We start from the raw sequence: 23,696 nt of genomic DNA, 5'->3' as shown, positions 1-23,696 counted from the left end.
GGCGCAGGACCTGGCCGCCTGCGGCACGAAGGCGGTCGGCGGGTGGGGGGCATACCGCGCTCGGTCGGTCGCCCGTGCGCGGGAGAGGAGCTCAGTCGGTGAGGAACATGCCGCGTCGCAGGCCCAGTTCGGACTCGGCCACGGTACGCGGCATGTCCGCCGTAGGGGTCCTGCGCTGGTCGGCGCTGGTGTTGATGTAGGCGCTGGCGCCGTCGATCGCGACGAGAATGCGGGTGGCGGCGCCCCAGGGGTCCGCGCAGGCGAAGACCCCGGCCGCCGTCCCGGCGGTGATGAGCTCCTCCAGGCGCCGGCACCACAGCAGTTCCTGCTTCACGACGTGGTCGCGCAGCACCGGACGGTAGCGCGACAGGTGCCGCGCGTTGAGCCAGAGCTTGCTGACGTCGTCGAAGTCGGCGCTCGACGTGAGGCCGAAGAATCTCCGGAAGGTGCGCAGGGGGCCGTCCGGCTCCGGCGGCAGCAGGCCGTCGAGCTCCGCCATCGTGGCGTGGGTGAACGCCTCGGCGACCAACTCGTCCGCGGCGGGGAAGTAGTGGCCCACGAGTCCGGGCTGGACGCCCAGCTCGTCGGCGACCCGGCGCAGGGTGACGCACTCCAGGCCTTCGGTGAGCCCGATCCGCGCCGCCGTGGCGACGATCTCGTTGCGGCGTTCGGCAGGCGCCTTGCGGACGCGCTTGCCCGGAGCTCTTGACGTCATACGACGAATGCTATTGAGTGGGCGACCAATAAAGCAATTGGTCGACCGCCCAATAAGCGGGATCGGCCGGAAAGCGCCGCTCACAGCGGTACGGCGAGGTAGCGGCCGGTGTGCGTCGGGCCCTGGCGGTCGTCTCGGGCCGAGCCGCCTCGGGCCGGGCCGTCGGCGCAGCACCGTCAGGAGACCCACGTGAACGACTCCCCCGCCGAGGTCGGTGAGCTCGCCGAGTACGGCTGTCGGAAGACGCCGAGGCGGACCGTGTCGACCTGGGCCGTGGGCGGTGGCCGTCGCCTTCCTCGGGCAGCTGCTCGTCGCCGTGGTCCACGCGGAGCTGTCGTCCCCGTTCGCCGTCACCGGAGGCGTCTGCCAGTGGGTACGACGACCGGCCGTACCTGGGGATCAACCTGCTCGAAGGCGACCCGGTCAAGCCCTTCCGGCCCCGCACCAAGCTCGCCGACCCGGCACCGACACCCCACACTGAAGAAAGGAAGGCCTCCTGATGTCGTCGCAACTCTCCCCGGCCGTCGTTCTCGACCCCGGGACGGGCCTGGACATACGTGAGGTCGCGGTGTGGTCCGCCGGCTCGAACCCCGACCCCCGGCTTCCCCTTTGTCCCCCGCCCTTTGGAGGCACCATGTACGCCGTCACCGACCCGACCACCGGCGAGGTCGTCGAGACCTACCCGACCGCCACCGACGCCGAGGTCACCGCAGCCGTCGACGCCGCCCATGCCGCCGGCACCTGGGGCCGGACCAGCTCCGTGGCCGAACGCGCCGCGCTGCTGCGCCGTCTGGGCGACCTGCACGCCGAGCGCAGCGCCGAACTCGCCGCGAGCATCGTGCGGGAGATGGGCAAGCCGCTCGCCGAGGCGGAGGGCGAGATCGGTTTCTGCGTCGACATCTACCACTACTACGCCGACCACGCCGAGGAGTTCCTCGCCGACGAGCCCCTCCACGTCACCTCCGGAGCCGGCACCGCCGTGGTGCGGCGCGGTCCCGTGGGCGTCCTGCTCGGCATCATGCCGTGGAACTTCCCGGCCTACCAGGTCGCCCGGTTCGCGGCCCCCAACCTGGCCGTCGGCAACACCATCGTCCTCAAGCACGCCCCGCAGTGTCCCGGTACGGCGGCGCTGCTGGAGCGGCTGTTCGCCGAGGCGGGCTTCCCGGCGGGCGCGTACGTCAACGTGTACGCCACCAACGAGCAGATCGCCGACGTGATCGCCGACCCCCGGGTGCACGGGGTCTCGCTCACCGGCTCCGAGCGGGCCGGGGCCGCCGTCGCCGAGATCGCCGGACGGCACCTGAAGAAGGTCGTCCTGGAACTCGGCGGCTCGGACCCGTTCGTGGTGCTGTCCACCGACGACCTGGACGCGGTGGTCGACTCCGCAGTGGCCGCCCGACTCGACAACACCGGCCAGGCGTGCAACGCCGCCAAGCGGTTCGTGGTCGTGGCGGACCTGTACGACGCGTTCGTGGAGCGGTTCACGGCCCGGCTGCTCGACTCCGCCACCGGGGCGCCGCTCTCCTCGGCGGCCGCCGCCGAGACCCTGGCCCGGCAGGTCGGCGAGGCCGTGGCGGAGGGCGCCACCCTGCACGGCACCGGTGAGCGGCAGGGCGCGTTCTTCCCGGCAGGCGTGCTCACCGGGCTGACCACCGAGCACGCGGCGGCCCGCCAGGAGCTGTTCGGACCGGTCGCGATGGTCTTCCCGGCCACCGACGAGGACGACGCCGTACGGATCGCCAACGACACCCCGTACGGCCTCGGTTCCTACGTCTTCACCACCGACCCCGAGCAGGCCGCGCGGGTCGCCGACCGCATCGAGGCCGGCATGGTCTTCGTGAACGGCGTGGGCGCGGAGGGTGCCGAGCTCCCCTTCGGCGGGGTGAAGCGCTCCGGTTTCGGCCGGGAACTCGGCCGACTCGGCATCGAGGAGTTCACCAACAAGAAGCTGATCCGCACGGTGGCCTGAGCCGCTCCGGTGGCAGGCCCTGCTCGTATCCCCCTCCCCCGGGCGGGCCTGCCGCTGTCATTCCCAGGCGACGCCGTCCCCGTCCCGGTCGAGATGCGAGTCGTATCCGGGGTCGCCCCGGTAGAGGGGGGTGACCCCGGCGGCGCGCGCGGCGGTGCAGTTGGCGTAGTAGGTACTGCCGCCGCCACCGCCGTCGTCGTCGGAGCTCACGGAGTCTCCGCCGGCCGAGTCCGCGGTGACGGTCACCTTGACCTTGACCGTCTTCGTCTCGGTGACGGTGGGCGCCGGCTCGGGTGCGGCGGTCTCCGTGGCGGTTGCCGTCGCCGTCACCGTGGCGGTCGCAGTGGGCCGAGGCTTGTCGTCCGCGACGGCCTTCTTGTCGTCGTTGCCGTTGCCGCCGGCGGCTATGCCGACGATGAAGGCCGCGGCGAGGGCCCGCCGCGCCTTGCGCCGGGGCATCTGCCCGAGTTTCACCTCGGCTGCTGAAGCGCCGGTCGGCCGTCGAGGGTCATCAGGCCGGAACGTCCCAGAGCACGTGGAGTGCGGCCGGTTTGCGGAAGACCAGACCGTACGGGGTGGCGGGCCGCTGCGGGTCGAGACGGAGTCCGGGGAGGCGTTCGAGCAGGCGCTGGAGAGCGATGCGGGTTTCCAGGCGGGCCAGGTGGGCGGCGAGGCAGTGGTGCGGGCCGTGGGCGAAGGCCAGTTGAAGGCGGGCTTCGGCACGCCGGACGTCGAATCGGTCCGGGTCCGCGAAGACGGCCGGGTCACGGTTGGCGCCTGTCAGAGAGACGCTGACCAGGTCGCCGCGGCGGATGGCGACCTGGCCGAGCACGGTGTCGCGGGTGGCGTAGCGGTCCACCACCGCCGCGCCGGGCTCCAGCCGCAGGGACTCCTCGACGGCTCCGTCCAGCAGGCCGGAATCGGCCTCCACCAAGGCGAGTTGGGCGGGGTTCTGCAGCAGGTGGAGCAGTGCGTTGGTGATCATCGCTTCGGTCGTCTCGATGCCGCCGAACATCAGCACCGCCGCGTTGGAGGCCACTTCGGGCACGTCCAGTTGCCCGGCGGCGGAGACGAGGAGCGAAGAGGCCTGCGGGTCGGCGACGGTTGCCTCGACGGCGGCCCGTAGCTGTCCGTACGCGGCGGGACCCGCCGAGCCCGCCTCCAGGCCCTCGGTGATGTCCGAGACCTACCGTACGATGGCGTCGTACCAGGAGAGCACCGTGTCGGTGGTCGTCCCGACCAGCCCGAGGGCGTCGGTGACGACGGCCACCGCGAGCGGTCCGGCGAAGGCACGGCGCAGTTCGGTGGCGCCCGCCGGTTCCAGGGCGGTGATGAGGCGGTCGGTCTCCCGTTCTATGAACGCGGCGAAGTTGTCGTGCACCCTTCGGGGCCGGAAGGGTGCCGCGAAGGGCTCGCGGTGGCGGGTGTGCGCGGCGCCGTCCAGGGACAGCATGCTCGGTCCGACGACCCGGGCGGTGGTGAAGCGTGGGTCGTCGACGGTGAAGGTGGCGGAGTCCCTCATCACGTCCAGCCCGAGGTCGCGGCGGGTGACCAGCCAGCCGTTCAGCTCGGGCAGCCACGACACCGGCTCGTGGGCGCGGAGCAGTGCCAGGCGCGGGTGCGGATCCCGGGCGAGTTCGGCGAGCGTGGTCGAGGCTCCGAGGGGGAACGAGACGGCGGTGCTCATCGGGCTGTCCGGCCGGGAGGAGGAAAACGGTTCACGGGGCATCGTAACCACGGCGCCCTGTCCGCCCGTTCACCGGCCCTGGCGCGCGGACGCCCACGGAGTTGAGCAGGGTGCGTCCTCGGGAGGACATGGGTGCGCCGCGGGACGGACACGCGGGCACGGAGACGAAGGGGTGTCGCATGGGCACGATGCACGAGGAGCACCGCAAGGTCACCCCGGCCTCCTGGCCGGCACCACTCGAACCCGTACGGAAGGGTCCAGGCCCGGATCGGCGCCGAAACCGTAGGCCATGCCTCCGCTCGGGCCGTTGCCGATCATGAGCAGAATCATGGTTTCGCAGTTGGGGTGACCTGTGGGGAGGGCGGCTCCAGCAGGTTCTGGACCTGTGTGCCGAGGCAGCGTCCGAGGGTCTGGTAGGCATCGAACTGCTCGTGGTCGAACCACTGGTCACTCGTGCTGTCGCGAGGGAAGACCGGGTGGGCTGCCGCATAGGAGAGCAGTTGGTACGGCAGAGCCGCGGTCAGTGTGGCGCGGGCCACGATCAGGGTTCCTTCCGTCCCGCTCCATGCGGTCCGGCCGTCTTCGTCCTTGATCCGCAAATTCCTGGGGTAGGTGATTTTCCCGGTGATGACGGCTGTCTTGGACAGCCGTGCGTTGATGGGCGACAGGATGCTGGGGGGCGAGAGCGGTTCCCCGCTGCCGGGGATGAGTGCCCCGGGATCGTCCAGGGTGATGGTGATACCGAGTTCTTCCTGAGCCAGGGCGATCGCCTGGGCCAGGGTTGTGGCGAAGGGCGGTGTGTCCCCGCTGGCGTCGATGCAGATCGCCGTGCGGACTCCCTGGCGCAGGAGTTCGACCAGACCGAGGTTTTCGTAGTGACCGCCGTCGGTGACAAGCAGCAGGCGGTCGTCCATCGGGTAGCGGCCGAAGACCTCGCGCAGCAGGTAGGGCAGTCGGCGGATCGCCGGCGCGCGCGGCAACTGCCAGGGGGCGTCGGGTTCCCACTGTCGCGCCAGCACGGACGGGTTGGGCAGCCAGCTGCCGAGGCGGGCGTTGGAGAGGGCGAAGAAGGTCTGGAAAGCGCGCGCCTGCGCTCCCATGGCGGAGGCGAACGCGGCACCGGAGATGGCGATGGCGGATTGGACGGTCAGGTCCCGGGCGATGTTCCGCTTGGTCCGCTCCTCCAGACAGGCGGTGCAGGCGTAGCCGGTGTCGGGGCTGCCGACGTAGTCGCAGGAGAAGGTGAATGACACGGCCCTGCGGCCGGGTGGCGTACGGCTGGCGCCGGAGAGGTTGGCTGCGGCGGCGAAGATGACCTGGGGAAACCTGTCACGTCTACCGCCGTAGGTGCTGAGCCTGGTGGTCTCGGTGTCGAAGTTGTACGGCTGGGCGATCTGAACGCCCTCGCGTCCGTCGACGTCGGCGCGGCGGACAGCGAAGCAGGAGGCGAGGCGCCGGCGGTAGAAGGGATGCAGGCTCATCCAGGTCTGGTCGAGACTGGAGCCGAGGACCAGCAGGATCGCGGGGGCGGTCACCTGCGCCCAGTTCGGCCAGGACCATCCGGTGGCCGTCGACCATCCCAGCAGGAGCAGGAAGCCGGCGGTCAGCAGGGCGAGGACGGCCCAGACCAGTAGGTACTGGGTGAAGCCGTTGGGGACGGCGCGGGCAAGGCCCGGTTTGCCGCGCAGCAGGTCCGTGATCTTGGACAGGCCGCTGCGCAGGGTCTGGCGCCGCCGCCACAGGGTGGTGATCAGTGCGGCGACGTAGGTGATGAGGACGGTCGCGCCGATTCCGGCGCCGGTGCGGGGGCGGTTGATCTTGAGCTGAAGCTGGAGCTGGACGGCGCCCCAGGCCAGCAGGGGCACGAGGATGACGGTGGTGGCCAGCGCCATGGCGAGCACCAGCAGGAGACGGAAGGCTCGGGCGGCGATGCGGCCGGGTTTACTCCGGCGCGACCAGGTCGTGGAGAACAGCCAGACCAGCCAGGAGAAAGCGGCGGCGGCGAACAGGGTCAGTACGGCCCACACGGCCGGATGCCGGAAGGGCGGACGGGACGGTCGGCTGCAGTGGGGTGGGCAGGCGTGTGTGCCGGGGGCCGCCAGGTGGTTCAGGTCGGTGACCGGGACGAGGTGATAGCCCCAGCTCAGTGCCAGGCCCAGGATGGTCGTGGTGGCCGCCAGCAGGAAGAGGGAGGCGAGCAGACCGCGCAGCAGCACGCCGAGCGCGACCAGCCACTCCCTGGTGCCGTCGGCAACGTACTTGGAGTGGCGGCGCAGATGGTCTTCTTCGACCGAGCCGGGTTGGAATACGGTCTTCGCGGACGGACCGGCGGGCTTGCCCTGGTCATCGGAGAGCGCCAGCTGCATGGCGCCGACCGTGTAGCCGCCGCCGGACACCGACACGAGATAGCCGGCCTTGTTGAGGGTGTGGCGCAGGGTCTGGAAGGCGCCCAGTGTTACGCAGGCGGAGCGGATGCCGCCGCCGGAGACGCAGATGCCGATGTCCGCGTTTTCGCGTCCGGGGGCCGTCGTGCCTTCGTAGCGCCAATGCGAGGGCGTCTCCTGCGCCGCCGCGTACAGGTCCTTCTCGGGGGCGATGTCCGGCCACGTCGGTCCGTCCGGTCCCATGGAGACCGGCCATGACGGCACGGCTTGCGGAGTGTCGTCCGAGTGGTGCCTGTCGCAGGTGATCCTGAGAGCCGGATCTGCCTTCGGCCGGCGACGCATCCGTCGCCACATGGTCGGCAGGGCGTGGCGTCCGGCTCGTGAAAGGGCAGTCAGCCACAGATAGAGGGCCAGGATCGTCAGGAGGGCGATCAGCCACTTGAGCGCCGCCAGGCCGGCTGCCACGGCGAACCAGCTGTCCCCGGCCTGTGTCCGGCCAAGACCCAAGCCGTGCTTGATCAGCCAGTTCTCCAGGACACCACACAGTCCACCGACGCCCGTCACGATCATCGCCAGCTCGGCGACGTGCCGTCCACACTTGCTGGGGAAGGCGAAGCAGCTCAGCCAGAAGACCAACAGGAGGCTGATCGTGCAGCACACGACGAGGGTGTAGTACGTCGTCAGCGCATGCTGGCACGTCGACAAGCGCCCCGCGCAGATGGCGAAGGCCCGATCGGCTGATCCGGCCAGTTGCAGCCGGGCCAGACCCCGGGGCGCCCCGGCCAGGAAGTACCACAGGCCAAGGGCCGCCGGCAGTGGAGCACCAAGTGCCCAGGCGAAGGCGTTGGTGGCGTTGAGCTGACGGCGTGTCTTCTGCGTCGAGGGCATACGCACCGCTCCTTGGATGTGGGTCGTGCTGGGGTACGCGGTGCGCTGCCGTTCCCGGGACGATGGCGGTCCGAGGTGTTCACGAGACGAGGCGCTGCTCGGAGCGCGATCACGGTGATACGGGCTCGACAACCCGTACCGCCGTGATCTCGTGGTCAGGAGGACTCGTCGTCCGGCCTGGGATCCTCCTCGGTCGCTTCCTCGTCGGCCTGGGATGCGTCGTCAAGCTCGCGCATCCGACGGTGAACCGCCTCGCGCAGGCTCTCGCTGCGCGGCCCGGTCGGCGCGCCGGTGCCGGACGCGGCATCGGAGGTGAGCTGGTCGATCAGTTCCTGCAGCTCGTCTGCGCGGTCCTTGCCGGGTTTCTCATCATTGGCCATGGTGCCCCCTCCGTCTCAGGCGGGCGGCTGGTGGTGGGGCTGTTGTTCATTGTCCTACTCGCCGTCTTCCCAGGTGCCCTCGACGACGGGCTGGGACTGCAGCTCTTCGATGCGGCTGCTCCACCTGTCGGCCCGGGCTGCGGTGGTTTCCTTCACCACCGCCGTCAGCGCGCGGGCGGCGGCGAAGCGGTCCGACTGCGGGCCGCTCGCGGCGATACGCGCGATGGTCTGGGTGCGGGAGTCGATGGCCGAGCGCAGGTTGCCGGCCACAGCGGTCAGGCGGCCCAGGTCACGGAACTCGGGCTGGGCGGTGTCGAACCAGACCTGCTGGAACCAGTGGTCGCTCACCGGGTCGTGCCAGCTGATGTAACCGCCGGGAAGGATCTTGCGGGGGCCGTCCAGCTTGCCGGTGAAGCTGTAGCGCACCCCCGAGGCGGCGACGGGGTCGTAGAAGTGCGGGGTGAAGAAGTCCGACACCAGCAGGCCGTTGATGGTGTAGCCGTTCTCCGGGGCCTCCGAGGGGTCGGCGACCTCGACCAGGAACTCCACCACCCCCTGGTCCGGGTCGGGGGACTGACCCGCGACGAGTCGGCTACCGCTCGGGTCACCGAGCATCTCGAGCATTTCGTGGCTGGTGGTCAGTGACCAGCTGTCGCTGTACTCGATCAGGGAGAGTGGCTGCCCGTTGTGATCAAGGTGGACGCCGGCGGCACCGGGCTGCTGAATGTCGTCCTTGACGATCATGGGCCAGTAGCCGGGTGGCACGTCGTGGAGGGTGTCGAAGGCGTCGACGGTGGCGTGGATGTTCCAGATGGGCGCGAAGTCCCGCAGCGCCTGTTTCTGCAGGGCGGCGGCCACCCGGGTGAGCTGCGAGGGGGTGATGTGCCGGGTCTGGGACACCAGGGCGAGGTTGTGGATGAGCATGCCGGACTCCTGTTCCGAGGGAGGGATGCCCGGTGCCGCGCGCCGGGCGGGAAGGAGTGAAGTCTCAGGTCAGCAGCTGGGACAGGTGCGTGGGGTAGCCGGCGGGCAGGTCGTTTTCATGGTCGGGGACGGACAGGAAGGTGGCGTCGGCGTCGGCGCCGACGGTCAGGCCGTCCAGGGCGACCAAGCGGCCCCGCAGGGCGAAGCGTGTCGTCGGCTCGTGTTCTGCACGCGGCATGTGGCGTCCCCTTCGCCCGACCTCTTCGAAGGTTCATCGACCGGTGAACGCCACCTAACAGGGTACATGCCGTAAAGTCACCCAGTGACTACTGTGAGTCATCAAGGATCGCTCGCGTGGAGTAGCAACTCGGCATGCATCCATTCGACCCCGGCTACGCCGAAGCCCCCTACGCCAGCCTCGTTGGCGACTGCAGACGCCGCAGGCAGCGGCCCTCGGGAGCTGAGCGAGCTTGCCAGCGACTACCTGGATGCCGGCAGCGGGTGATGCCGGCGGTATCCGGTCGCAGACACCAGCGGCCTTGCCCAAAGGGCATGCTGCAGCGCGTGGCTACGGCGGCGCCATTGGGGACCACCGAGGCGTCTCAACCCGGAGCAGGAGGCGGCTTCTACCGGCAAGGCCCAGCACACGCCGACGCCCCCACTGGAACAAGACCAAGAGGTGTCAGCTCCCCTGAACGGCAAGGAGGACAAGAACGACGGCAAAGGGGGCCTCTACAACCCGGGTTACGCCTTTGACGGCATGTACCCCCAAGTGATGATCATCGTCAAGGTGCAGGTCACCCGCCGCGCCCAGGACAAACGGTACGACGCCGGAAGCAAAGTGCCCCGACTGGACGAACCAGTCCGCCGCCGAGTTGAAACGCTGAACAGGGAGACACCCGCGATGACGCCGTGGGAAGTGGCTGTGGCACAGGCCGACGTGACTGGCCACCTGATCCTCTACACGCAGGCACCGATCGTGAAGGAGCTGCGCGTCCGCGGCGTCCTCCCCGGCCCCGAGCGGTCAATCTCGCGTCGCTCCTGGTCTGGGCACGATCTCTTTGACGGGTGATCGTCAGAGCCCGAGGCCTCCCGCGACCAACACTTCCTGCTTGGTGAACTCTCCCGTGAGCATCGGCATGGCCTTACTGATGGCCGCCTTCGCCTCGGGCAGTTCCAGTGAAGCATCGTGATGTCCCTTGGTCTTCCAGACCTCGGTCACCCAGATCGTCGTGTCGTCCCCGTCTGCCAAGCCGACGATGTAAATGGCGCATCCTGCCTCACGAAGGCCGTCGACAGCGCTCAGAAGTATGGAGACGACTTCGTCGCGAAAACCAGGTCGGGTCTTCATCGATGCCATGCAGCCGTAGGTCATACAGGGGCCTTCCTCTCTCCTCGGACGAGGCCGGGCGCCGGCCCACGGCAGCACCCTGCCTTCGGCAGCCCACGAACTCAACGGACGTCGGGTTCAGCCCCGAGTGGCTGCCTCTAATCCGTCCACCAGCATCCTTTGAAGACGGACCCTAGTAGCTGCCCTATGCGTCCTTGAGGGGCCGGTCGGCCGTCTGCCTCGGTGGCGCCGTCGGCGGTGAGTGGATCGTGCGGAGCCAGGGAGCGGATGCGCGGTATGGACGAGGGGAGCAGCCAGAGCAACGACAGTGTTCCTCCGACGGCGGCCGTGATCAGGGTGGGCCTGGGTCCGATGAGGGTGGCGAGCGTGCCTCCGACGATGGCGCCGATGGGGCGTATGCCGTAGTTCACCGTGCTGTGCAGGGAGTTGAGGTTGACGTCGAACAGCAGCACGCCGATTCCGGCGAGGAACTCTGCAACGCCCAGGGCCCCTGCGCGGGTTGCCGCCATCCGCCGGGAAAGAACAGAGTCGGGTCGGGAAGATGCGAGGGCAGGATCGACTTCGATCCGAGGAAGAATCCGCAGACACGTACGAGCAAGGCAACAGAGGCCATCACGTGTTCCGTTGACAAGCTGCCCGACATGCACCTGCCCGGGCGGCGGCTGAGTGCGAGAGTGGAGGGCTTGGATGGATGCGCGGGCCACAGCGCGGGAATTGAAGCGTCAGGCCGAAGGCGGCCAGCCGCTGGAGGCCCTCTCCCGGCCAGCGCTCGCTCTCCTCAGCCGATCGTCCGCCACGATCAGCGGGGTGTCCTTCGATGAGGATGTCCGGCAGATGGCCGTACGCATGGCGGACGGCACGATGATCCACGGCGGCCGGATGGCCGGGGAAGAGCATCTGCGCGGGGCCCGGTTCCTGGCCGGGTACCTACACACGCTGTCCCATGGCGGGGTCCATCTGATCACGCCCGATGAGCGGCAGGCGTTGGAAGAAGGAGAGCTGGCCGCGGCGGTGTACGGCCCGCTGGGCGTGAGGGTCGGCGTTCTGCGGGAGGGCATGGACGCGGAAGGACGCAACGCGGTCTACGACGCCGATGTCACGGTAGGGGCCTATCGCAGGTTCGGCCTGGACCTGCTCCATGACCGGCAGGCCCTGACACCGCGGGACGATGCGCGCCAGGGTGTGTCTGCAGCTGTGGTGAAGGACCCGGGGCACGTCCTGATCGCCCCGATCTTCGAACCGCTGATGCTGCTGGAGGACGACGCCTCCCCCGCGGAGGAGCTCCAGAAGACGGCCCGGATGGCAGCCACTTTGCGCGGTGAACAGGACTACTCCATCGATACGGAACGAGGCGTCGTACGGCTGACGGCCCAAGGCCGGAAACGGTTGCACGACGCCTTCGGCGTCACCGATCCCGCCAGCATGGAGACCCTGCTGCTGGAAAAGCGCGTCATGGAGGCGGTCGCGGCAGCAAATTGCTACGCCCAGGGCCGGGATTACGACATCGCCGACGGCACCGTGGTGCCCCTGGCCGCCGGCGCCATGCCTGCCGGGGTGCGTTTGCGCGGAGGGCTGCTCCAGGCGATTGAGACCAAGGAAGGTCTGCCGGTCAGTGACACCCAGTGGATCACGGCGACGGTCTCGGTCTTCGAGTTCTTCCAGCGCTACTCCCGAGTGGGTGGCACATCCTCGGCGGAACTTATGTTCACAACCGAACTCGAAGAGCTCTTCGGGCTGAAGGTGCAGGACCGCCGAGGACCCCAAGAGCTGAAGACCGAGCAGCAGCACGCACAGCAGATGGCCGCATACCTGGCGCTGAACCGTCAGATCGCCCAATGGGGCCGGCCGGGCGCACAGCAGCGCACCGAGCTCTACGACGTACGCGACCGCATCTGGGAGCCACTCGAACTGCGGGCCCTGCTGCATCGTCTGGTCGAGACTGCGGTGAGGGATCACATCCGGCGCGGCGATGGTGATCTCCGGAAACTGCAACGGCAGTTCGGCGGGCCGGCCTCTGAACTTCCGCTCGAGCAGCCGTCCGACACCATGCTGACGAGGGCGCGCACCGTCTGCGACGACTTCCTGGCGACAGACCCGGATGCTCAGCGGCGGGCCGTTCAGTCTGTGCTGGATCAGGTCGCCGTCTACCAGGCCCAGGCCGAGATGTACTACCGCGACCGCTACTGGCCCGACGAACTCGCGACGTTCGAGGAAGAGCTGACCGCAGTGCACGACAGCCTCCGCACACAGTTCGAGCGCGCGGTGGCACGCCATGTCCTGCACCGCGATGGAAGGACGTGATGACGACAGGCAGACGCGGATGTCGAAAGCGGCAGAGGGCCAGCCCGCAATCCGTTCCACTTCACCGAGGGCTCCGGCAACCCGGACACCTCCGCAGGGATCACTGAGCGAGCAGTGGTCACGGCTGACCGGGGAAGGCCGGCCGCCGAAGGGACGGCCGATGGCTGGACGGTAGCCGAGCACCGAGCAGCCCGCCCCCGACCGGCGCCGTCCTCCCTCCCCTGGTCTGGCGCGGCTACAACTACCAACACAGCGCCGACTGCAGGGCGAGGGCATGGCCAACTTCACCCGCACCGCCGGCGGGGGTACTTCTCCGTTCCCCCGCCCGGAGACAGTTGGCTGACAGCACTGCTCTGAGACATGACCCCGAACCCTGTTCTGACCGTATGGAGCAGGGTCAGTACGGCTCGGGTGTCCAGGAGGGGTCGCGGCCGAGCAGGGCGAGCAGCCGGTCGCTCGGCGGGGCGTCGTCGGGGACGGTGAGCCGTCGGCGGAAGGGGGCACCGGGCCCGCGGCCTGCGTCCGGGACCAGGGCGGCGACACGCAGTGCGGCGGTGGTGAGTTCGGCGGCCGGTTCCCATGGGGCGCCTATCGTCACCGCGATGTCCCAGGCGTGCACCACGTAGTCGAGCAGGTGGAAGCCGATCGCGGTCTTTCCGGGGACGGCGAAGCCTTCGCCCACTTCCGGCAGTGCGAACTGCCGTGCGAGTACGCCGTCTTCGGCGAACGCGGCGGTGACCTCGTCCGCCGACGCCTCGTATGCCCCGGCCGGGTCGTCGCCGAGATCGCCGTCCCGCCATACGGCCCACGGCTGACCCGCACCGTGGGCGGAGGCGGTGAACCCCTGGTTCTGGGTGACCAGATGGCGGAGCAGGCCGTACAGGGTCCAGTCCGCGCACGGTGTCGCCCGCGTCAAGTGGCCGGGTTTCACCCGGGAGACGAGTTGCCCGGTCAACAGCAGCGCCTGGCGGTCGAGTTGTCGCATGTCCATGGCCCGAGCGTAGGATCGCGCAGCGGTCCGGCTCCAGGTCCAATAAGGTGTCGGATGATTGAGCCAATTGCCGTGCTGAAGGCCGACAGCAGCCGAGCCGAGGGCGGAAGGCCGAGATGGATGTGTACGTCAGGCTCGACGGGCAGAGCGATCTGTCGGGCCAGATCTACCGCCAGTTGCGCACCGCGATCCACGACGGGCTGCTTCGGCCCGGCGATCCGCTGCCTGCGACCCGGGAGCTGAGCCGCCGTCTCGCGGTGGCCCGCAACACCGTCGGTGTCGCCTATGAACGGCTCGTCGCCGAGGGCTACGCGGACAGCAGGGTCGGCTCCGGGACCTATGTGCGGACGGCGGGCCTGCCCGCGCGCGGAGCCGCGCCCGCCACCGACGCCACCGGCCCGGGACTGCGCCCGCGTGCCCTGTGGGCGGGTCTGTCCCCCTGGGCGGCTCCGGAGGTCACGGGGCCCGTTACGGCGGCCTATGACTTCAGGGTCGGTCTGCCGGACGCCCGGCTCTTCCCCTACGACGTCTGGCGTCCCCTGATCGCCCGGGAACTGCGGCTGTCGGGGGCCGGGGCGGTCGGATACGGCGATCCTGCCGGCCATGCCGGGCTGCGGGCCGCGCTCGCCCGGCACATCGGGCTCTCCCGCGGTGTGCGGGCCGGTCCGGACGACCTGCTGGTGACCACCGGCACGCAGCAGGCCCTGGACCTCATCGGGCGGGTGCTGCTGGAGCCGGGTGACCGGGTGGTGGTCGAAGAGCCCGGCTACCCGCCGGCCCGGCTGCCGTTCTTGGCGCAGGGTGCCGTGGTCACGGGCGTGGCGGTGGACGCCGAGGGCCTGCTGGTGGACGCCATCCCGCCGGACACCCGTGCGGTGTACGTCACCCCTGCCCATCAGTTCCCGCTCGGCATGCCGATGTCGTTGCGGCGCAGAACGGCGCTGTTGCGGTGGGCTTGGCGGCACAGCGCGGCGGTGATCGAGGACGACTACGACAGCGAGTTCCGGTTCGGCGGGCGGCCGGTCGAGACGCTGCAGAGTCTGGACCGGGGCGGCCATGTCATCTATGTGGGGTCGTTCTCCAAGGTGATGATGCCCTCTTTGCGTGTCGGTTTCCTGGTGGCGCCCGCTGCGCTGCGCACGGCGTTGCGCACCGCCAAGTACGCCGCCGACTGGCATACGGCGGTCGCCACGCAGGCGGCACTCGCGCGTTTCGTCGACGACGGGCTGTTCGCCCGGCACATCCGCCGGATGCAGCACACGTACGCCGCCCGGCACCGGGTCGTCGTCGGTGCGCTCACCGGCCGCTTCGCGGACCTGGCGGAGCCGGTGCCGTCCGCCGCGGGCCTGCACGTGACCGCGTTCACCCGGCGCGACCATCGGGGCGGCCACGGCTGTCACCACGTGGTACCGGGAGAAGTCACCGACCATCACCTCGATGGCAGGCGGAGTTCGGTCACCGGAGCTCGGATAGTCGGCCAGGTGCTGCCTGACCTGGTCGAGCGTATCGGCGAGTTCTCCGTGCGACGGGTGCATGGGCAGCATCGACAGCAGTGAGGAGAGCGGCGCTGTCGCACCCTGGATGTCGGCCATGACCGCCGCCAACGAGACCAGCGCGAGCGCCGTGACGCCGATTCCGGCCGTCGCGAGAGCGGCCCTGCGTCCGCCTCCAAGCCCGTCGGTCCGCAGAAAGGCTTTCCAGAGCAGAACGCCGAGCATTGTCAGCACGGCCAGCAGGGTCGGGGCGATCACGGCCTTGACCACGTGGTAGCGGAGCCAGTAGTCGACAACCCTCTCCAAGCCCGGGGAAAGGCTCCGTTCGCCGGAACCCCAGTAGCCGACGAACGACCGGGAGAGCTTGTCGACGAGGTGACGCCGGTCGCCGAAGCCGCCGCCGGACATGCTCGCCGCCAACGGGCCGGGGACGAAGACGAAAGCCGGGACGAGGGCCGCGGCAAGAACGACGAGCACCGCGAATGCCCGACCAGGGACACCTGCGGATCGGGATTGTCCGTGCGTGCTGGTGGGTCGTGACGTTGTTGTCATGCGGACGACCATTTCGCGCCGGTGCTCACCCGGTCACTGCGGTCCGCCATCCACTTGGGGTGTGGCCTGCCGCACCCCGACTTGTACCGCGCCATAGGTCTCGTCGTCGGCCACTGGTATCCGTACCTGCGACAGCTTGGTCTTGTCGAGATGGGAGATCAGAGCGTCGAGTGGTTGGTGTGTCGTTTTGGCGTGCGCTGCTGCTGGTCAGTGGTTGCGAGCTCGTAGGCGGCGCAGCATGCGGGGGTCCTCGAAGCCGACCGCGCGGGCGGCGGCATCGACCGTGGCGCCATGGCTGATGAGGTGCTCGGCGCGTTCGAGACGGAGGGTTTGCTGGTAGCGCAGCGGGGTGAGGCCGCCGGTGGCGCGGGTGAAGAGGCGGGTGAGGGTACGTTCGCTCACGCCCACGGTCGCGGCCAGGGCGGACAGGGGCAGTGGTTGGTCGTAGCGGGCATCGAGCAGGTCCTGGGCGTGGTGCACGGTGTCGTCGAGGTGGGATCGGAATCTGAGCATTGCGCTGGCCTGCGGTTCATGGCCGTTGCGCCGCGCGTAGACGACCATGTCCCGGGCCGTCTGTGCGGCGACGGCGGGGCCGTGCCGGGTGGCGACCAGGTGCAGGGCCAGGTCGATGCCGCTGGCGATGCCGGCCGAGGTGACCACCCGGTCGTCGGCGGTATGAAGAACATCGCGAACGACCGTCGCTCTGGGGTAGCGGCGTGCGAGCTCGTCCTGCACATCATGGTGCGTGGTGCACCGGCGGCCGTCGAGCAGGCCGGCCCGGCCGAGCGCCTCGGCTCCGGCGCAGACGCTGGCAACGGTGCCGCCCCTGGCGTGGTGGTCCCGGAGGGACTGCAGGAAATCCGCGCCGATGGCGGGACTGCCTGCCAGGGTGGGCGCCCGCCAGCCGGGCACCACGATCAAGTCCTCGGGGCCGAGCTCGGGCCAGTCCGGCTGGGCCACCAAGGGCAGGCCCTGAGCGGTGGTGACCAGCGGCTGCTCGGCGACGTAGCTGAGGGTGTAAGGGCGCCCGAAGTCGGAGGCCGTGGAAAAGACCTGCGCGGGGCCTGCCAGGTCCAGCAGATGGACTCCGGGCACCAGGAGAAAGGCGATGTGGCTCACGATCCGGTCATCATGCCCGAGACTCCGCCGCGGCTTCCAGTTCCCCAACCGTGGCGATGGTGGCAAAGCGTCCGGCAAGGGCGTACTCCGTGCGCCTGATGATCTCCTCGGCGCTCAGGGTGCGGGGGTCCGACAGCAGTTCGGCGACGCTCTGGTCGGCGGGAGCGTCACGGTGCGGGATGGGGTTGGTCGCGGTGGCGTCGATGACGAACGTGACCTGGTAGCCGAAGTCGCTCGCGACGCGGGTGGTGGTCTCCACGCACTGCTCGGTCCGGATGCCGCAGACGGTGAGCTCGTGGATGCCGCGCTCGGTGAGGAGTTGCTGCAGGTTGGTGGTGGTGAACGCGTTGTGCGAGGTCTTGTGGATCAGCGGTTCCGTGTCCCGGCGCTGCAACTCATCCATCAGGCGGACATGGCCGAGGGCGGGGTCGAAGACATCGCCGCTGCCGGGATCGGAATGCAGCACCCACACCACCAGGTCCCCGGCCTGGCGGGCGAGCCGGACCAGTCGGTCCACCTGGTCGGCGATCTTCGGGTTGGAAATGGTCTCCCACAGCGGGCGGGCGCGGAAGGATTCCTGGACATCGATGACGATCAGCGCTCGGTTCATGCCCCCAAGCTTGACCGGCGGGGCTGGAGCGGCGACAGACCTCATCGGGTCCGGGGGCGGACCGATCCGGTCACAGCCGGAGCCGTGACCACTCCCTGTCGTACGGGGACGGCGGTGCCTCGACGAAGCCGACGACACGCCCGAAGCCATCCGTCTTCACCATGCCCCAGGGCAGCCGTGTCCGGGCCAGCGCCAACGTGGCCACCGCAGCTCGCTCCTGATGGAAACGTGCCATCTCCCGCAGGGAGAACCTCGCCCAGACGTCACCGTTCAGGGCATACCGGGTGCCCGGGACGCGCGGCCTCGGGGGTGCGCCGGCCTTCCTCGCGAGATCGCGGAGCTGTTCGGCAAGGGACGGCTCCACGAGGTCAGGACCGTCGTCAGCCGGCGTCCCTCGCGTGACCTGCTCGGCGAAATCCGGCTCGCGGCAGTCGCGCGGTCAGGCCTCGCGGTGTGGCCGGTCCTTCGTGGATCCGCCACTTCTTGGTGTATCCGCCGACCTCGCCGCCGCGCTGTTCCGTCCCGTCCGGGTCCGTCTCACACTGGCGCTGCCGGCAACGTCGCCGGATCGATGAAAGGTCAGCACGATGCCCATGTTCAACGACGGGATGTCCGAGACCGAGCTGCCGGGCGACTCGGCCGTCACGACCGACGTCGTGGTCGTCGGTTCCGGCCCTGCGGGCGCCTCCGCGGCGCTGCTGCTGGCGACGCTGGGCGTCGGCACCATCATGATCACGAAGTACCGGTGGACGGCGAACACCCCCCGCGCGCACATCACCAACCAGCGCGCGATGGAGGTCTTCCGCGATCTGGGCATCGAACCGCAGGTGCTGGCCGACGCCACGGACCACTCCCTCGTCGGCGACACGGTGTTCTGCACCAGCATCACCGGTGAGGAGATCGGCCGTATCCACACCTGGGGGACCCGGCCGGACCGCGAGGCGGACTACCGGCTGGCGTCCCCCTGTCTCACCGTGGACATCCCGCAGACGTATCTCGAACCGATCCTGGTCCGCAACGCCGCGCAGCGCGGCGCGCAGACGCGGTTCTCCAGTGAGTACCTGTCACACACCCAGGACGCCGACGGAGTCACCGTGCGGGTGCTGGACCGGCTCACCGGGCACGAGTACAGCATCCGCGCGAAGTACCTGATCGGCGCGGACGGTGCCCGCTCCAAGGTCGCCGCGGACATCGGTCTGCCCTACGAGGGCGCGATGGACATCGCCGGCTCGATGAACATCACGTTCAAGGCCGACATCAGCCGCTACGTCGCCCACCGGCCGTCCGTCCTGTACTGGGTCGTCCAGCCCGGCTCGAACGTCGGCGGCATCGGCGCCGGGCTGGTGCGCATGGTGCGCCCGTGGAACGAGTGGCTGATCGTGTGGGGCTACGACATCTCCGGGGAACCCCCGGTCGTCGACGAGGCCGCTGCCGTGCAGATCGTCCGCAACCTCCTCGGCGCACCCGAACTGGAGGTGGAGATCACCGGCACCAGCCTGTGGGGCAACAACGAGATGTACGCGACCCGGCTCCAGCAGGGCCGTGTGTTCTGTGCGGGCGACGCCGTCCACCGGCACCCGCCGAGCAACGGCCTGGGCTCCAACACCTCCGTCCAGGACGCGTACAACCTCGCGTGGAAGATCGCGGCCGTGCTCAAGGGGCATGCTGGGCCAGGGCTGTTGGAGACCTACACGGCCGAGCGGGCTCCCGTCGCCGAGCGCATCGTCAAGCGCGCCAACAAGTCCAGCCGCGAGTTCGTCGACATCTTCGAGGCACTGGGCGTTCTCGGGGCGCCGGACGAGGCCTCGATGACGGCCGCCATCGAGGAACGCAAGGCCAACACCCCTGCCGGGGCCGCCAAGCGGGCCGCGCTGGTGCGCGCGATGGAGCTGAAGAACTACGAGTTCAACGCGCACGGTGTGGAGCTGGGTCAGCACTACACCTCGACGGCCGTCGTCTCCGACGGCAGTGAACTGCCCGCGCCCGCACGCGATGCCGATCTGTACTACGAGACGTCGACCGTCCCCGGCGCGCATCTTCCGCACGCCTGGGTCGGGGACAGCGCACACCGTCACGCGCTGATGGACCTGGCGCCGTACGACCGTTGGACGCTGCTGACCGGCATCGCGGGTGAGGCGTGGGAGCAGGCGGCCGAGAAGGTCGGCGAGGAGTTGGGCGTCCCGCTCAGGACCGTCGTCATCGGCCCGGGCCGCGAGGTGACCGACCTCTACTACGACTGGGCCAAGCTGCGCGAGATCGACGAGAGCGGTGTGCTGCTGGTGCGGCCCGACAAGCACATCGCATGGCGGGCCATGGAGCTGCCCGAGAACCCTGAAGACCAGCTGCGTGCTGCTCTGCTCTCCGTCCTGGGAAGGGACTAGCTCATGCGGTTCGTCCACGACACGCTGCCGCAGCGGGTGCGGTTCGCCTCCGGCGCCGCCGAGGAGGGCCTGGCCGCGGAGGTCGCCGCGCTCGGCGCCCGGCGGGTGATGGTCATCGCGGGGGCGGCCGAGCGGGAGTTCGCCGATCGCGTCACCGCCGGCCTGCCCGTCGTCCACCGGCACGACGACGTCGTCATGCACGTTCCCGTCGAGGTCGCCCTGCGGGCTCGGGCGGCGGCCGCCGAACGGGACGTCGACGCCCTGGTCAGTGTCGGCGGCGGCTCCACCACGGGCCTGGCCAAGGCGGTCGCGCTGACCACGGGGCTGCCGATCGTCGCCGTCCCGACCACGTACGCCGGCTCGGAGGCCACCGCCGTATGGGGGCTGACCGAGGACTCCGTGAAGACCACCGGTACGGACCCGAAGGTCCTGCCGCGTGCCGTCGTCTACGACGCCTCGCTGACGCTCTCCCTTCCGGTCGGCCTGAGTGTCGCTTCGGGGCTCAACGCGCTCGCCCACTGCGTGGACTCCATGTGGGCACCTCGGACGGATCCCATCGACCAGGCCCTCGCCGCCGAAGGCGTGCGGGCGCTGCGGACGGGACTGCCGCTGGTCGTGAAGGACCCGCAGGCGCTGGACGGCCGGGAACAGACCTTGTACGGCGCCTACTTGGCCGCCGTGGCGTTCGCCTCCGCCGGGTCCGGACTGCACCACAAGATCTGCCATGTGCTGGGCGGCATGTTCAACCTTCCGCACGCCCAGACCCACGCGGTGGTCCTCCCCCATGTCCTCGCCTTCAACGCCCCCTTCGCCCCTGACGCCGAACAGCGCCTGGCCGCGGCCTTCGGCTCCCCTACCGCGGTCGAGGGGCTCGCCACGCTCCGTGACCGGCTCGGTGCGCCGCGCTCGCTGCGCGACCTCGGCATGCCCCGGGACGGTGTGGCGGCCGTGGCCGAGCCCGTCGTGGCCGCCGCGCCCGCGGGCAACCCGCGGCCCGTCACCCTCGACGCGATCACCGACCTGGTCCGGAACGCCTGGGAAGCCCGATGAACGACACCCCCACTCCCCGTACCCCCGTCCCGGCCGAGCAGCAGGAGCGTGAGGAGCAGATCACCCGCCAGGTGCTGGCGTCCTTCGACGGCTGCACCGACCCTCGACTGCGCGAGATCATGCGGTCACTGGTCCACCACCTGCACGCGTTCGTCCGAGAGGTCCGGCTCACCGAGGGCGAGTGGAGCAAGGGGATCGAGTTCCTCACCCGCACCGGCCACATCACCGACGACCGCCGCCAGGAGTTCATCCTCCTGTCGGACGTGCTCGGAGCCTCCATGCAGACGGTCGCCGTCAACAACGAGGCGTACGGCGACGCCACCGAGGCCACCGTCTTCGGCCCGTTCTTCGTCGACGACAGCCCCGAGATCGCCCAGGGCGGCGATCTCGCCTTCGGGGCCGCCGGAGAACCCTGCTGGGTGGAGGGCACTGTCACCGACTCCGCCGGAAAACCCGTGGCCGGAGCGCGGATCGAGGTGTGGGAGGCCGACGAGGACGGCTTCTACGACACGCAGTACGGGGATGACCGGATGGCGGCGCGGGCGCACCTGTTCAGCGAAGCCGACGGCCGCTACCGGTTCTGGGGGCTCACCCCGACGCCGTATCCGATTCCGCACGACGGGCCGGTGGGAGCACTGCTGGCGGCGACCGGCCGTTCGCCCATGCGCGCCTCCCACCTGCACTTCATGGTGAGCGCTCCCGCGTTGCGCACGCTGGTCACGCACATCTTCGTCCGCGGTGACGAACTGCTGGACCGGGACTCCGTGTTCGGGGTGAAGGAGTCGCTCGTCAAGGACTTCGTGGCGCAGCCGGCGGGTACGCCCACGCCGGACGGGCGCGACCTCGGCGGGCGGTCCTGGTCCCGGGTCCGCTTCGACATCGTGCTGGCACCCGACGGCACGTGATCCCGCCCTCCGCTTCGAGCGGGCACGCACCCCGCTACGGCCGTGCACGCACTCCGCTACGGCCGTGCGCGTGCCTCGCGCAGGACGTCGGTGGCGCGCAGGCCGTAGCGATCCTTGAACCGGTGGGAGAAGTGGGCGGCCGACGCGAACCCGCAGCGCGCGGCCACCTCGGCCACGGTCGCCTCTCCCCCGGTGCCCAGCAGCGTGCGGGCTCGTTCGAGGCGGCGGTGCAGCAGGTACCTCGGCAGGCTCGTGCCACCCGCGGCGAACACCCGGGACAGATGGCGCTCGCTGATCCCGATGCCGCGGGCGATGCGGGCCGCCGAGAGCCCCGGGTCGGCCAGGTGGTCGTCGATGTAGGTCTTCGCGACGGTCAGGTGGACGGTGGAGAGGGAGGGGGCGCGACCGCTCGCGGCGGATACGAGCAGGTCCAGCACGGCGTCCTCGTCCACGGTCGCGGCGACGGAGGAATCCGGGGGCAGCGCCCGGGCGACGAGGGCGGCGAGAGTCCGGGTGTGGACGGCGCCGGCGTCGATGACCAGCGGCTGCGGCAGGGAGGGCGGCCCGCCGAGGTCGCGCCACACCGTGTGGGGGATCTTGACCGCGAGTTCCTCCAGGCCGTGCGAGAAGCCCCGGATGAAGGGCTGGTCGGCGTCGCAGACCAGCAGCTGTCCCGGACGCAGCAGCCGTACGCCGTCGTCGTAGTAGAAGAAGGCGTCACCGGCCAGGGTCAGATAGCAGGCCACGGCGTCCGAGGGCACGCGGCGGATCTCGGCGTCGGGTCGTTCGACGACGTGGGGGCTGCCGAGGACCCGGGCGAGATGTGCTCGGGGAAGCTGGAGGTTGATCTCCGTCGCATCGAGGGCGGTGTCGTGCAGGGAACGGCAGCGCAGCCCGATCAGGGCCTCGGCGTTGTGCTCTTCCCACAGGGCGATGCGTTCCGCCTCGGGGAGACCGATCGTGCTGAAGCGCACCGGAGCACCGGTTGTGCCGCTCGTCATCCCTCCAGCGTAGAGGGCGGGGCTTCCCTGTGTTCAAGGCCTTCCACACACTCTTTGATCACAGAGGCGACCTGGTCGGTGGCGGGGGTGGTGCGCCGGGCATGGCTCGCGAGGACCAGGTCGACGGATTCCGTCCGGGTGAGGGGCACGTAGGCGACGCTGGCGAGGCGGAGGCTCTGTACCGGTGCGGGAACGAGGGCGACGCCGTGTCCGGCGGCCACGAAGACGACCAGGGTGGCCGTCTCTCCGACCTCCATCAGTGAGGTGGGCTGGAATCCGGCGCGCCGGCATGCGGCCAGGACCCGGGCGTACATGGAGGATCGCGAGGGGTGGACGACGAACGGCTCGTCGGCCAGGGCCTTGAGCGAGATGCGTCGCCGGGCCGCGAGGGGATGGTGCGAGGGGAGGACCGCCATCAGGGACTCGGAGCGCAGGGGTGTGGTGCGGATGTCCTCGTGGTCGGCGGGGCCGCGCAGGACCGCCAGGTCGTAGGTGCCGGCCAGCAGTCCGTCGACCAGGTCGGGCGTGAGGAGCTCGCCGCGCAGGTCCATGGTGATCCCGGGCAGCCGGGCGCGTACGGTGCGTGCGACCTGCGGCAGAAGGTCGTAGGTGGCGGTGCCGATGAAGCCGGTCGAGACCCGTCCGGCGTGGCCGGTGGCCAGCTCTGTCATGTGCCGGCGGGCGCGCTCCTCCTCCGCGACCAGGGTGCGGGCGTGCTCCACGAGGTGGTGTCCGGCCTCGGTCAGGGCGACGTGCCGGGTGGAGCGGGTGAACAACGTGGTCCTGAGCTCCTTCTCCAGCTGTTTGATCTGCTGGGAGAGGGCCGGCTGAGCCACGTGCAGGCGAGTGGCCGCCCGCCCGAAGTGGCATTCCTCGGCCAGCACCAGGAAGTACCGGATCTGCCGCAGCTCCATACCTTGATTCTATAAGATCCACTTATCAATCGATACGGATTGAGTCTTGGACGCGTGGAAGTCCGCGCTCCTACCGTGACG

The 23,696-nt window shown here is 69.9% G+C and carries 23 protein-coding genes; 7 read left to right on the top strand and 16 right to left on the bottom strand.

All coding sequences use genetic code 11. The annotated features are described in order from the left end of the window. Nucleotides 1–91: 91 nt before the first annotated feature. The gene (locus tag SSP29_RS46280) at nucleotides 92–715 is read right to left on the bottom strand and encodes a TetR/AcrR family transcriptional regulator (protein ID WP_089107013.1); all 624 of its coding nucleotides are present in this window, start codon (nucleotides 713–715) and stop codon (nucleotides 92–94) included. Nucleotides 716–1,349: 634 nt separating this feature from the next. Between SSP29_RS46280 and SSP29_RS46275 the strand changes: the two genes are divergently transcribed. Further along, entirely contained in the window at nucleotides 1,350–2,684 is a 1,335-nt protein-coding gene (locus SSP29_RS46275; RefSeq protein ID WP_089107012.1) for an NAD-dependent succinate-semialdehyde dehydrogenase, read from the top strand. Nucleotides 2,685–2,741: 57 nt separating this feature from the next. On the opposite strand, the gene SSP29_RS46270 is transcribed toward SSP29_RS46275, so the two are convergent. The 7 genes from SSP29_RS46270 to SSP29_RS58965 all read right to left on the bottom strand — a co-directional run bounded on the left by SSP29_RS46270 (nucleotide 2,742) and on the right by SSP29_RS58965 (nucleotide 9,185). Continuing rightward, the gene (locus tag SSP29_RS46270; protein ID WP_089107083.1) at nucleotides 2,742–3,143 is read right to left on the bottom strand and encodes an excalibur calcium-binding domain-containing protein; all 402 of its coding nucleotides are present in this window, start codon (nucleotides 3,141–3,143) and stop codon (nucleotides 2,742–2,744) included. A 52-nt stretch (nucleotides 3,144–3,195) separates the two neighbouring features. Then, nucleotides 3,196–3,732, bottom strand: coding sequence for a cytochrome P450 (locus tag SSP29_RS60665; protein ID WP_150136253.1), 537 nt, complete (start codon nucleotides 3,730–3,732; stop codon nucleotides 3,196–3,198). A gap of 138 nt (nucleotides 3,733–3,870) precedes the next feature. Next, entirely contained in the window at nucleotides 3,871–4,371 is a 501-nt protein-coding gene (locus SSP29_RS60660) for a cytochrome P450 family protein (RefSeq protein ID WP_150136252.1), read from the bottom strand. Between the two features lie 326 nt (nucleotides 4,372–4,697). Continuing rightward, entirely contained in the window at nucleotides 4,698–7,643 is a 2,946-nt protein-coding gene (locus SSP29_RS46260; RefSeq protein ID WP_089107011.1) for a hypothetical protein, read from the bottom strand. Between the two features lie 155 nt (nucleotides 7,644–7,798). Continuing rightward, nucleotides 7,799–8,023, bottom strand: coding sequence for a hypothetical protein (locus SSP29_RS46255; protein ID WP_089107010.1), 225 nt, complete (start codon nucleotides 8,021–8,023; stop codon nucleotides 7,799–7,801). A 54-nt stretch (nucleotides 8,024–8,077) separates the two neighbouring features. Further along, entirely contained in the window at nucleotides 8,078–8,947 is an 870-nt protein-coding gene (locus SSP29_RS46250; RefSeq protein ID WP_089107009.1) for a hypothetical protein, read from the bottom strand. A gap of 64 nt (nucleotides 8,948–9,011) precedes the next feature. Next, complete coding sequence (locus tag SSP29_RS58965; RefSeq protein ID WP_167450173.1) at nucleotides 9,012–9,185, bottom strand: hypothetical protein; 174 nt, start codon at nucleotides 9,183–9,185, stop codon at nucleotides 9,012–9,014. A 441-nt stretch (nucleotides 9,186–9,626) separates the two neighbouring features. On the opposite strand from SSP29_RS58965, the gene SSP29_RS46245 reads away from it, so the two are divergent. Further along, nucleotides 9,627–10,019 carry a hypothetical protein gene (locus tag SSP29_RS46245; RefSeq protein WP_089107008.1) on the top strand — a complete coding sequence of 131 codons (393 nt, stop codon included), beginning with the start codon at nucleotides 9,627–9,629 and terminating at the stop codon, nucleotides 10,017–10,019. A 3-nt stretch (nucleotides 10,020–10,022) separates the two neighbouring features. Here the strand turns inward: SSP29_RS46245 and SSP29_RS46240 are convergent, their stop codons facing one another. Next, the gene (locus SSP29_RS46240) at nucleotides 10,023–10,322 is read right to left on the bottom strand and encodes a putative quinol monooxygenase (RefSeq protein WP_089107007.1); all 300 of its coding nucleotides are present in this window, start codon (nucleotides 10,320–10,322) and stop codon (nucleotides 10,023–10,025) included. A gap of 113 nt (nucleotides 10,323–10,435) precedes the next feature. Further along, a complete protein-coding gene (locus SSP29_RS60655) occupies nucleotides 10,436–10,807 on the bottom strand; it encodes a hypothetical protein (protein WP_150136251.1) in 372 nt (123 codons plus the stop codon). A gap of 178 nt (nucleotides 10,808–10,985) precedes the next feature. Here SSP29_RS60655 and SSP29_RS46230 point away from each other — a divergent pair, with 178 nt between their 5' ends. Beyond that, a complete protein-coding gene (locus tag SSP29_RS46230) occupies nucleotides 10,986–12,599 on the top strand; it encodes a preprotein translocase subunit SecA (RefSeq protein ID WP_089107006.1) in 1,614 nt (537 codons plus the stop codon). 397 nt (nucleotides 12,600–12,996) lie between these two features. On the opposite strand, the gene SSP29_RS46225 is transcribed toward SSP29_RS46230, so the two are convergent. Further along, nucleotides 12,997–13,590 carry a TIGR03086 family metal-binding protein gene (locus SSP29_RS46225; RefSeq protein WP_089107005.1) on the bottom strand — a complete coding sequence of 198 codons (594 nt, stop codon included), beginning with the start codon at nucleotides 13,588–13,590 and terminating at the stop codon, nucleotides 12,997–12,999. 116 nt (nucleotides 13,591–13,706) lie between these two features. Here SSP29_RS46225 and pdxR point away from each other — a divergent pair, with 116 nt between their 5' ends. Continuing rightward, nucleotides 13,707–15,146, top strand: a complete 1,440-nt coding sequence (gene pdxR, locus SSP29_RS46220) for a MocR-like pyridoxine biosynthesis transcription factor PdxR (protein WP_089107004.1) — start codon at nucleotides 13,707–13,709, stop codon at nucleotides 15,144–15,146. Nucleotides 15,147–15,842: 696 nt separating this feature from the next. On the opposite strand, the gene SSP29_RS46210 is transcribed toward pdxR, so the two are convergent. The 3 genes from SSP29_RS46210 to SSP29_RS61645 form a co-directional block, all read right to left on the bottom strand. Further along, complete coding sequence (locus SSP29_RS46210; RefSeq protein ID WP_089107002.1) at nucleotides 15,843–16,754, bottom strand: GlxA family transcriptional regulator; 912 nt, start codon at nucleotides 16,752–16,754, stop codon at nucleotides 15,843–15,845. 10 nt (nucleotides 16,755–16,764) lie between these two features. Continuing rightward, on the bottom strand, nucleotides 16,765–17,364 hold the full coding sequence (locus SSP29_RS46205) for an isochorismatase family protein (RefSeq protein WP_089107001.1): 600 nt from the start codon (nucleotides 17,362–17,364) through the stop codon (nucleotides 16,765–16,767). A gap of 70 nt (nucleotides 17,365–17,434) precedes the next feature. Then, on the bottom strand, nucleotides 17,435–17,728 hold the full coding sequence (locus tag SSP29_RS61645) for a sugar phosphate nucleotidyltransferase (RefSeq protein ID WP_438363849.1): 294 nt from the start codon (nucleotides 17,726–17,728) through the stop codon (nucleotides 17,435–17,437). A gap of 223 nt (nucleotides 17,729–17,951) precedes the next feature. Between SSP29_RS61645 and SSP29_RS46195 the strand changes: the two genes are divergently transcribed. Genes SSP29_RS46195 through SSP29_RS46185 form a run of 3 tightly spaced genes read left to right on the top strand, consistent with a single transcriptional unit; the run spans nucleotide 17,952 to nucleotide 21,700 of the window. After that, nucleotides 17,952–19,745, top strand: coding sequence for an FAD-dependent oxidoreductase (locus SSP29_RS46195; RefSeq protein ID WP_089107000.1), 1,794 nt, complete (start codon nucleotides 17,952–17,954; stop codon nucleotides 19,743–19,745). Nucleotides 19,746–19,748: 3 nt separating this feature from the next. Next, nucleotides 19,749–20,795 carry a maleylacetate reductase gene (locus tag SSP29_RS46190; protein ID WP_089106999.1) on the top strand — a complete coding sequence of 349 codons (1,047 nt, stop codon included), beginning with the start codon at nucleotides 19,749–19,751 and terminating at the stop codon, nucleotides 20,793–20,795. Further along, nucleotides 20,792–21,700 carry an intradiol ring-cleavage dioxygenase gene (locus tag SSP29_RS46185; RefSeq protein ID WP_089106998.1) on the top strand — a complete coding sequence of 303 codons (909 nt, stop codon included), beginning with the start codon at nucleotides 20,792–20,794 and terminating at the stop codon, nucleotides 21,698–21,700. The genes SSP29_RS46190 and SSP29_RS46185 overlap by 4 nt, the downstream gene beginning before the upstream one ends. 56 nt (nucleotides 21,701–21,756) lie before the next feature. On the opposite strand, the gene SSP29_RS46180 is transcribed toward SSP29_RS46185, so the two are convergent. Continuing rightward, nucleotides 21,757–22,701, bottom strand: a complete 945-nt coding sequence (locus SSP29_RS46180) for a helix-turn-helix transcriptional regulator (RefSeq protein ID WP_089106997.1) — start codon at nucleotides 22,699–22,701, stop codon at nucleotides 21,757–21,759. Beyond that, nucleotides 22,698–23,615: a LysR substrate-binding domain-containing protein gene (locus SSP29_RS46175; protein WP_089106996.1), complete on the bottom strand. Its 918-nt coding sequence runs from the start codon at nucleotides 23,613–23,615 to the stop codon at nucleotides 22,698–22,700. The genes SSP29_RS46180 and SSP29_RS46175 overlap by 4 nt, the downstream gene beginning before the upstream one ends. Nucleotides 23,616–23,696: the final 81 nt, after the last annotated feature.

The organism is Streptomyces hyaluromycini, from assembly GCF_002217755.1.
Lineage (GTDB): Bacteria > Actinomycetota > Actinomycetes > Streptomycetales > Streptomycetaceae > Streptomyces > Streptomyces hyaluromycini.
Note: the sequence above shows the minus strand (reverse complement) of the source record. Positions and strands in the feature narration are given on the sequence as shown.

What these genes read in the sequence shown, in the direction of transcription:
- SSP29_RS46255 (WP_089107010.1), bottom strand. Translation starts at nt 8,023, where the DNA reads ATGGCCAATGATGAGAAACCCGGCAAGGACCGCGCAGACGAGCTGCAG.
- SSP29_RS46275 (WP_089107012.1), top strand. Translation starts at nt 1,350, where the DNA reads ATGTACGCCGTCACCGACCCGACCACCGGCGAGGTCGTCGAGACCTAC.
- SSP29_RS46260 (WP_089107011.1), bottom strand. Translation starts at nt 7,643, where the DNA reads ATGCCCTCGACGCAGAAGACACGCCGTCAGCTCAACGCCACCAACGCC.
- SSP29_RS46270 (WP_089107083.1), bottom strand. Translation starts at nt 3,143, where the DNA reads ATGCCCCGGCGCAAGGCGCGGCGGGCCCTCGCCGCGGCCTTCATCGTC.
- SSP29_RS46230 (WP_089107006.1), top strand. Translation starts at nt 10,986, where the DNA reads ATGGATGCGCGGGCCACAGCGCGGGAATTGAAGCGTCAGGCCGAAGGC.
- pdxR (WP_089107004.1), top strand. Translation starts at nt 13,707, where the DNA reads ATGGATGTGTACGTCAGGCTCGACGGGCAGAGCGATCTGTCGGGCCAG.
- SSP29_RS46240 (WP_089107007.1), bottom strand. Translation starts at nt 10,322, where the DNA reads ATGACCTACGGCTGCATGGCATCGATGAAGACCCGACCTGGTTTTCGC.
- SSP29_RS60655 (WP_150136251.1), bottom strand. Translation starts at nt 10,807, where the DNA reads ATGGCGGCAACCCGCGCAGGGGCCCTGGGCGTTGCAGAGTTCCTCGCC.
- SSP29_RS46185 (WP_089106998.1), top strand. Translation starts at nt 20,792, where the DNA reads ATGAACGACACCCCCACTCCCCGTACCCCCGTCCCGGCCGAGCAGCAG.
- SSP29_RS58965 (WP_167450173.1), bottom strand. Translation starts at nt 9,185, where the DNA reads ATGCCGCGTGCAGAACACGAGCCGACGACACGCTTCGCCCTGCGGGGC.
- SSP29_RS46180 (WP_089106997.1), bottom strand. Translation starts at nt 22,701, where the DNA reads ATGACGAGCGGCACAACCGGTGCTCCGGTGCGCTTCAGCACGATCGGT.
- SSP29_RS46175 (WP_089106996.1), bottom strand. Translation starts at nt 23,615, where the DNA reads ATGGAGCTGCGGCAGATCCGGTACTTCCTGGTGCTGGCCGAGGAATGC.
- SSP29_RS46190 (WP_089106999.1), top strand. Translation starts at nt 19,749, where the DNA reads ATGCGGTTCGTCCACGACACGCTGCCGCAGCGGGTGCGGTTCGCCTCC.
- SSP29_RS46205 (WP_089107001.1), bottom strand. Translation starts at nt 17,364, where the DNA reads ATGAACCGAGCGCTGATCGTCATCGATGTCCAGGAATCCTTCCGCGCC.
- SSP29_RS46195 (WP_089107000.1), top strand. Translation starts at nt 17,952, where the DNA reads ATGCCCATGTTCAACGACGGGATGTCCGAGACCGAGCTGCCGGGCGAC.
- SSP29_RS46280 (WP_089107013.1), bottom strand. Translation starts at nt 715, where the DNA reads ATGACGTCAAGAGCTCCGGGCAAGCGCGTCCGCAAGGCGCCTGCCGAA.
- SSP29_RS46225 (WP_089107005.1), bottom strand. Translation starts at nt 13,590, where the DNA reads ATGGACATGCGACAACTCGACCGCCAGGCGCTGCTGTTGACCGGGCAA.
- SSP29_RS46250 (WP_089107009.1), bottom strand. Translation starts at nt 8,947, where the DNA reads ATGCTCATCCACAACCTCGCCCTGGTGTCCCAGACCCGGCACATCACC.
- SSP29_RS60660 (WP_150136252.1), bottom strand. Translation starts at nt 4,371, where the DNA reads ATGAGCACCGCCGTCTCGTTCCCCCTCGGAGCCTCGACCACGCTCGCC.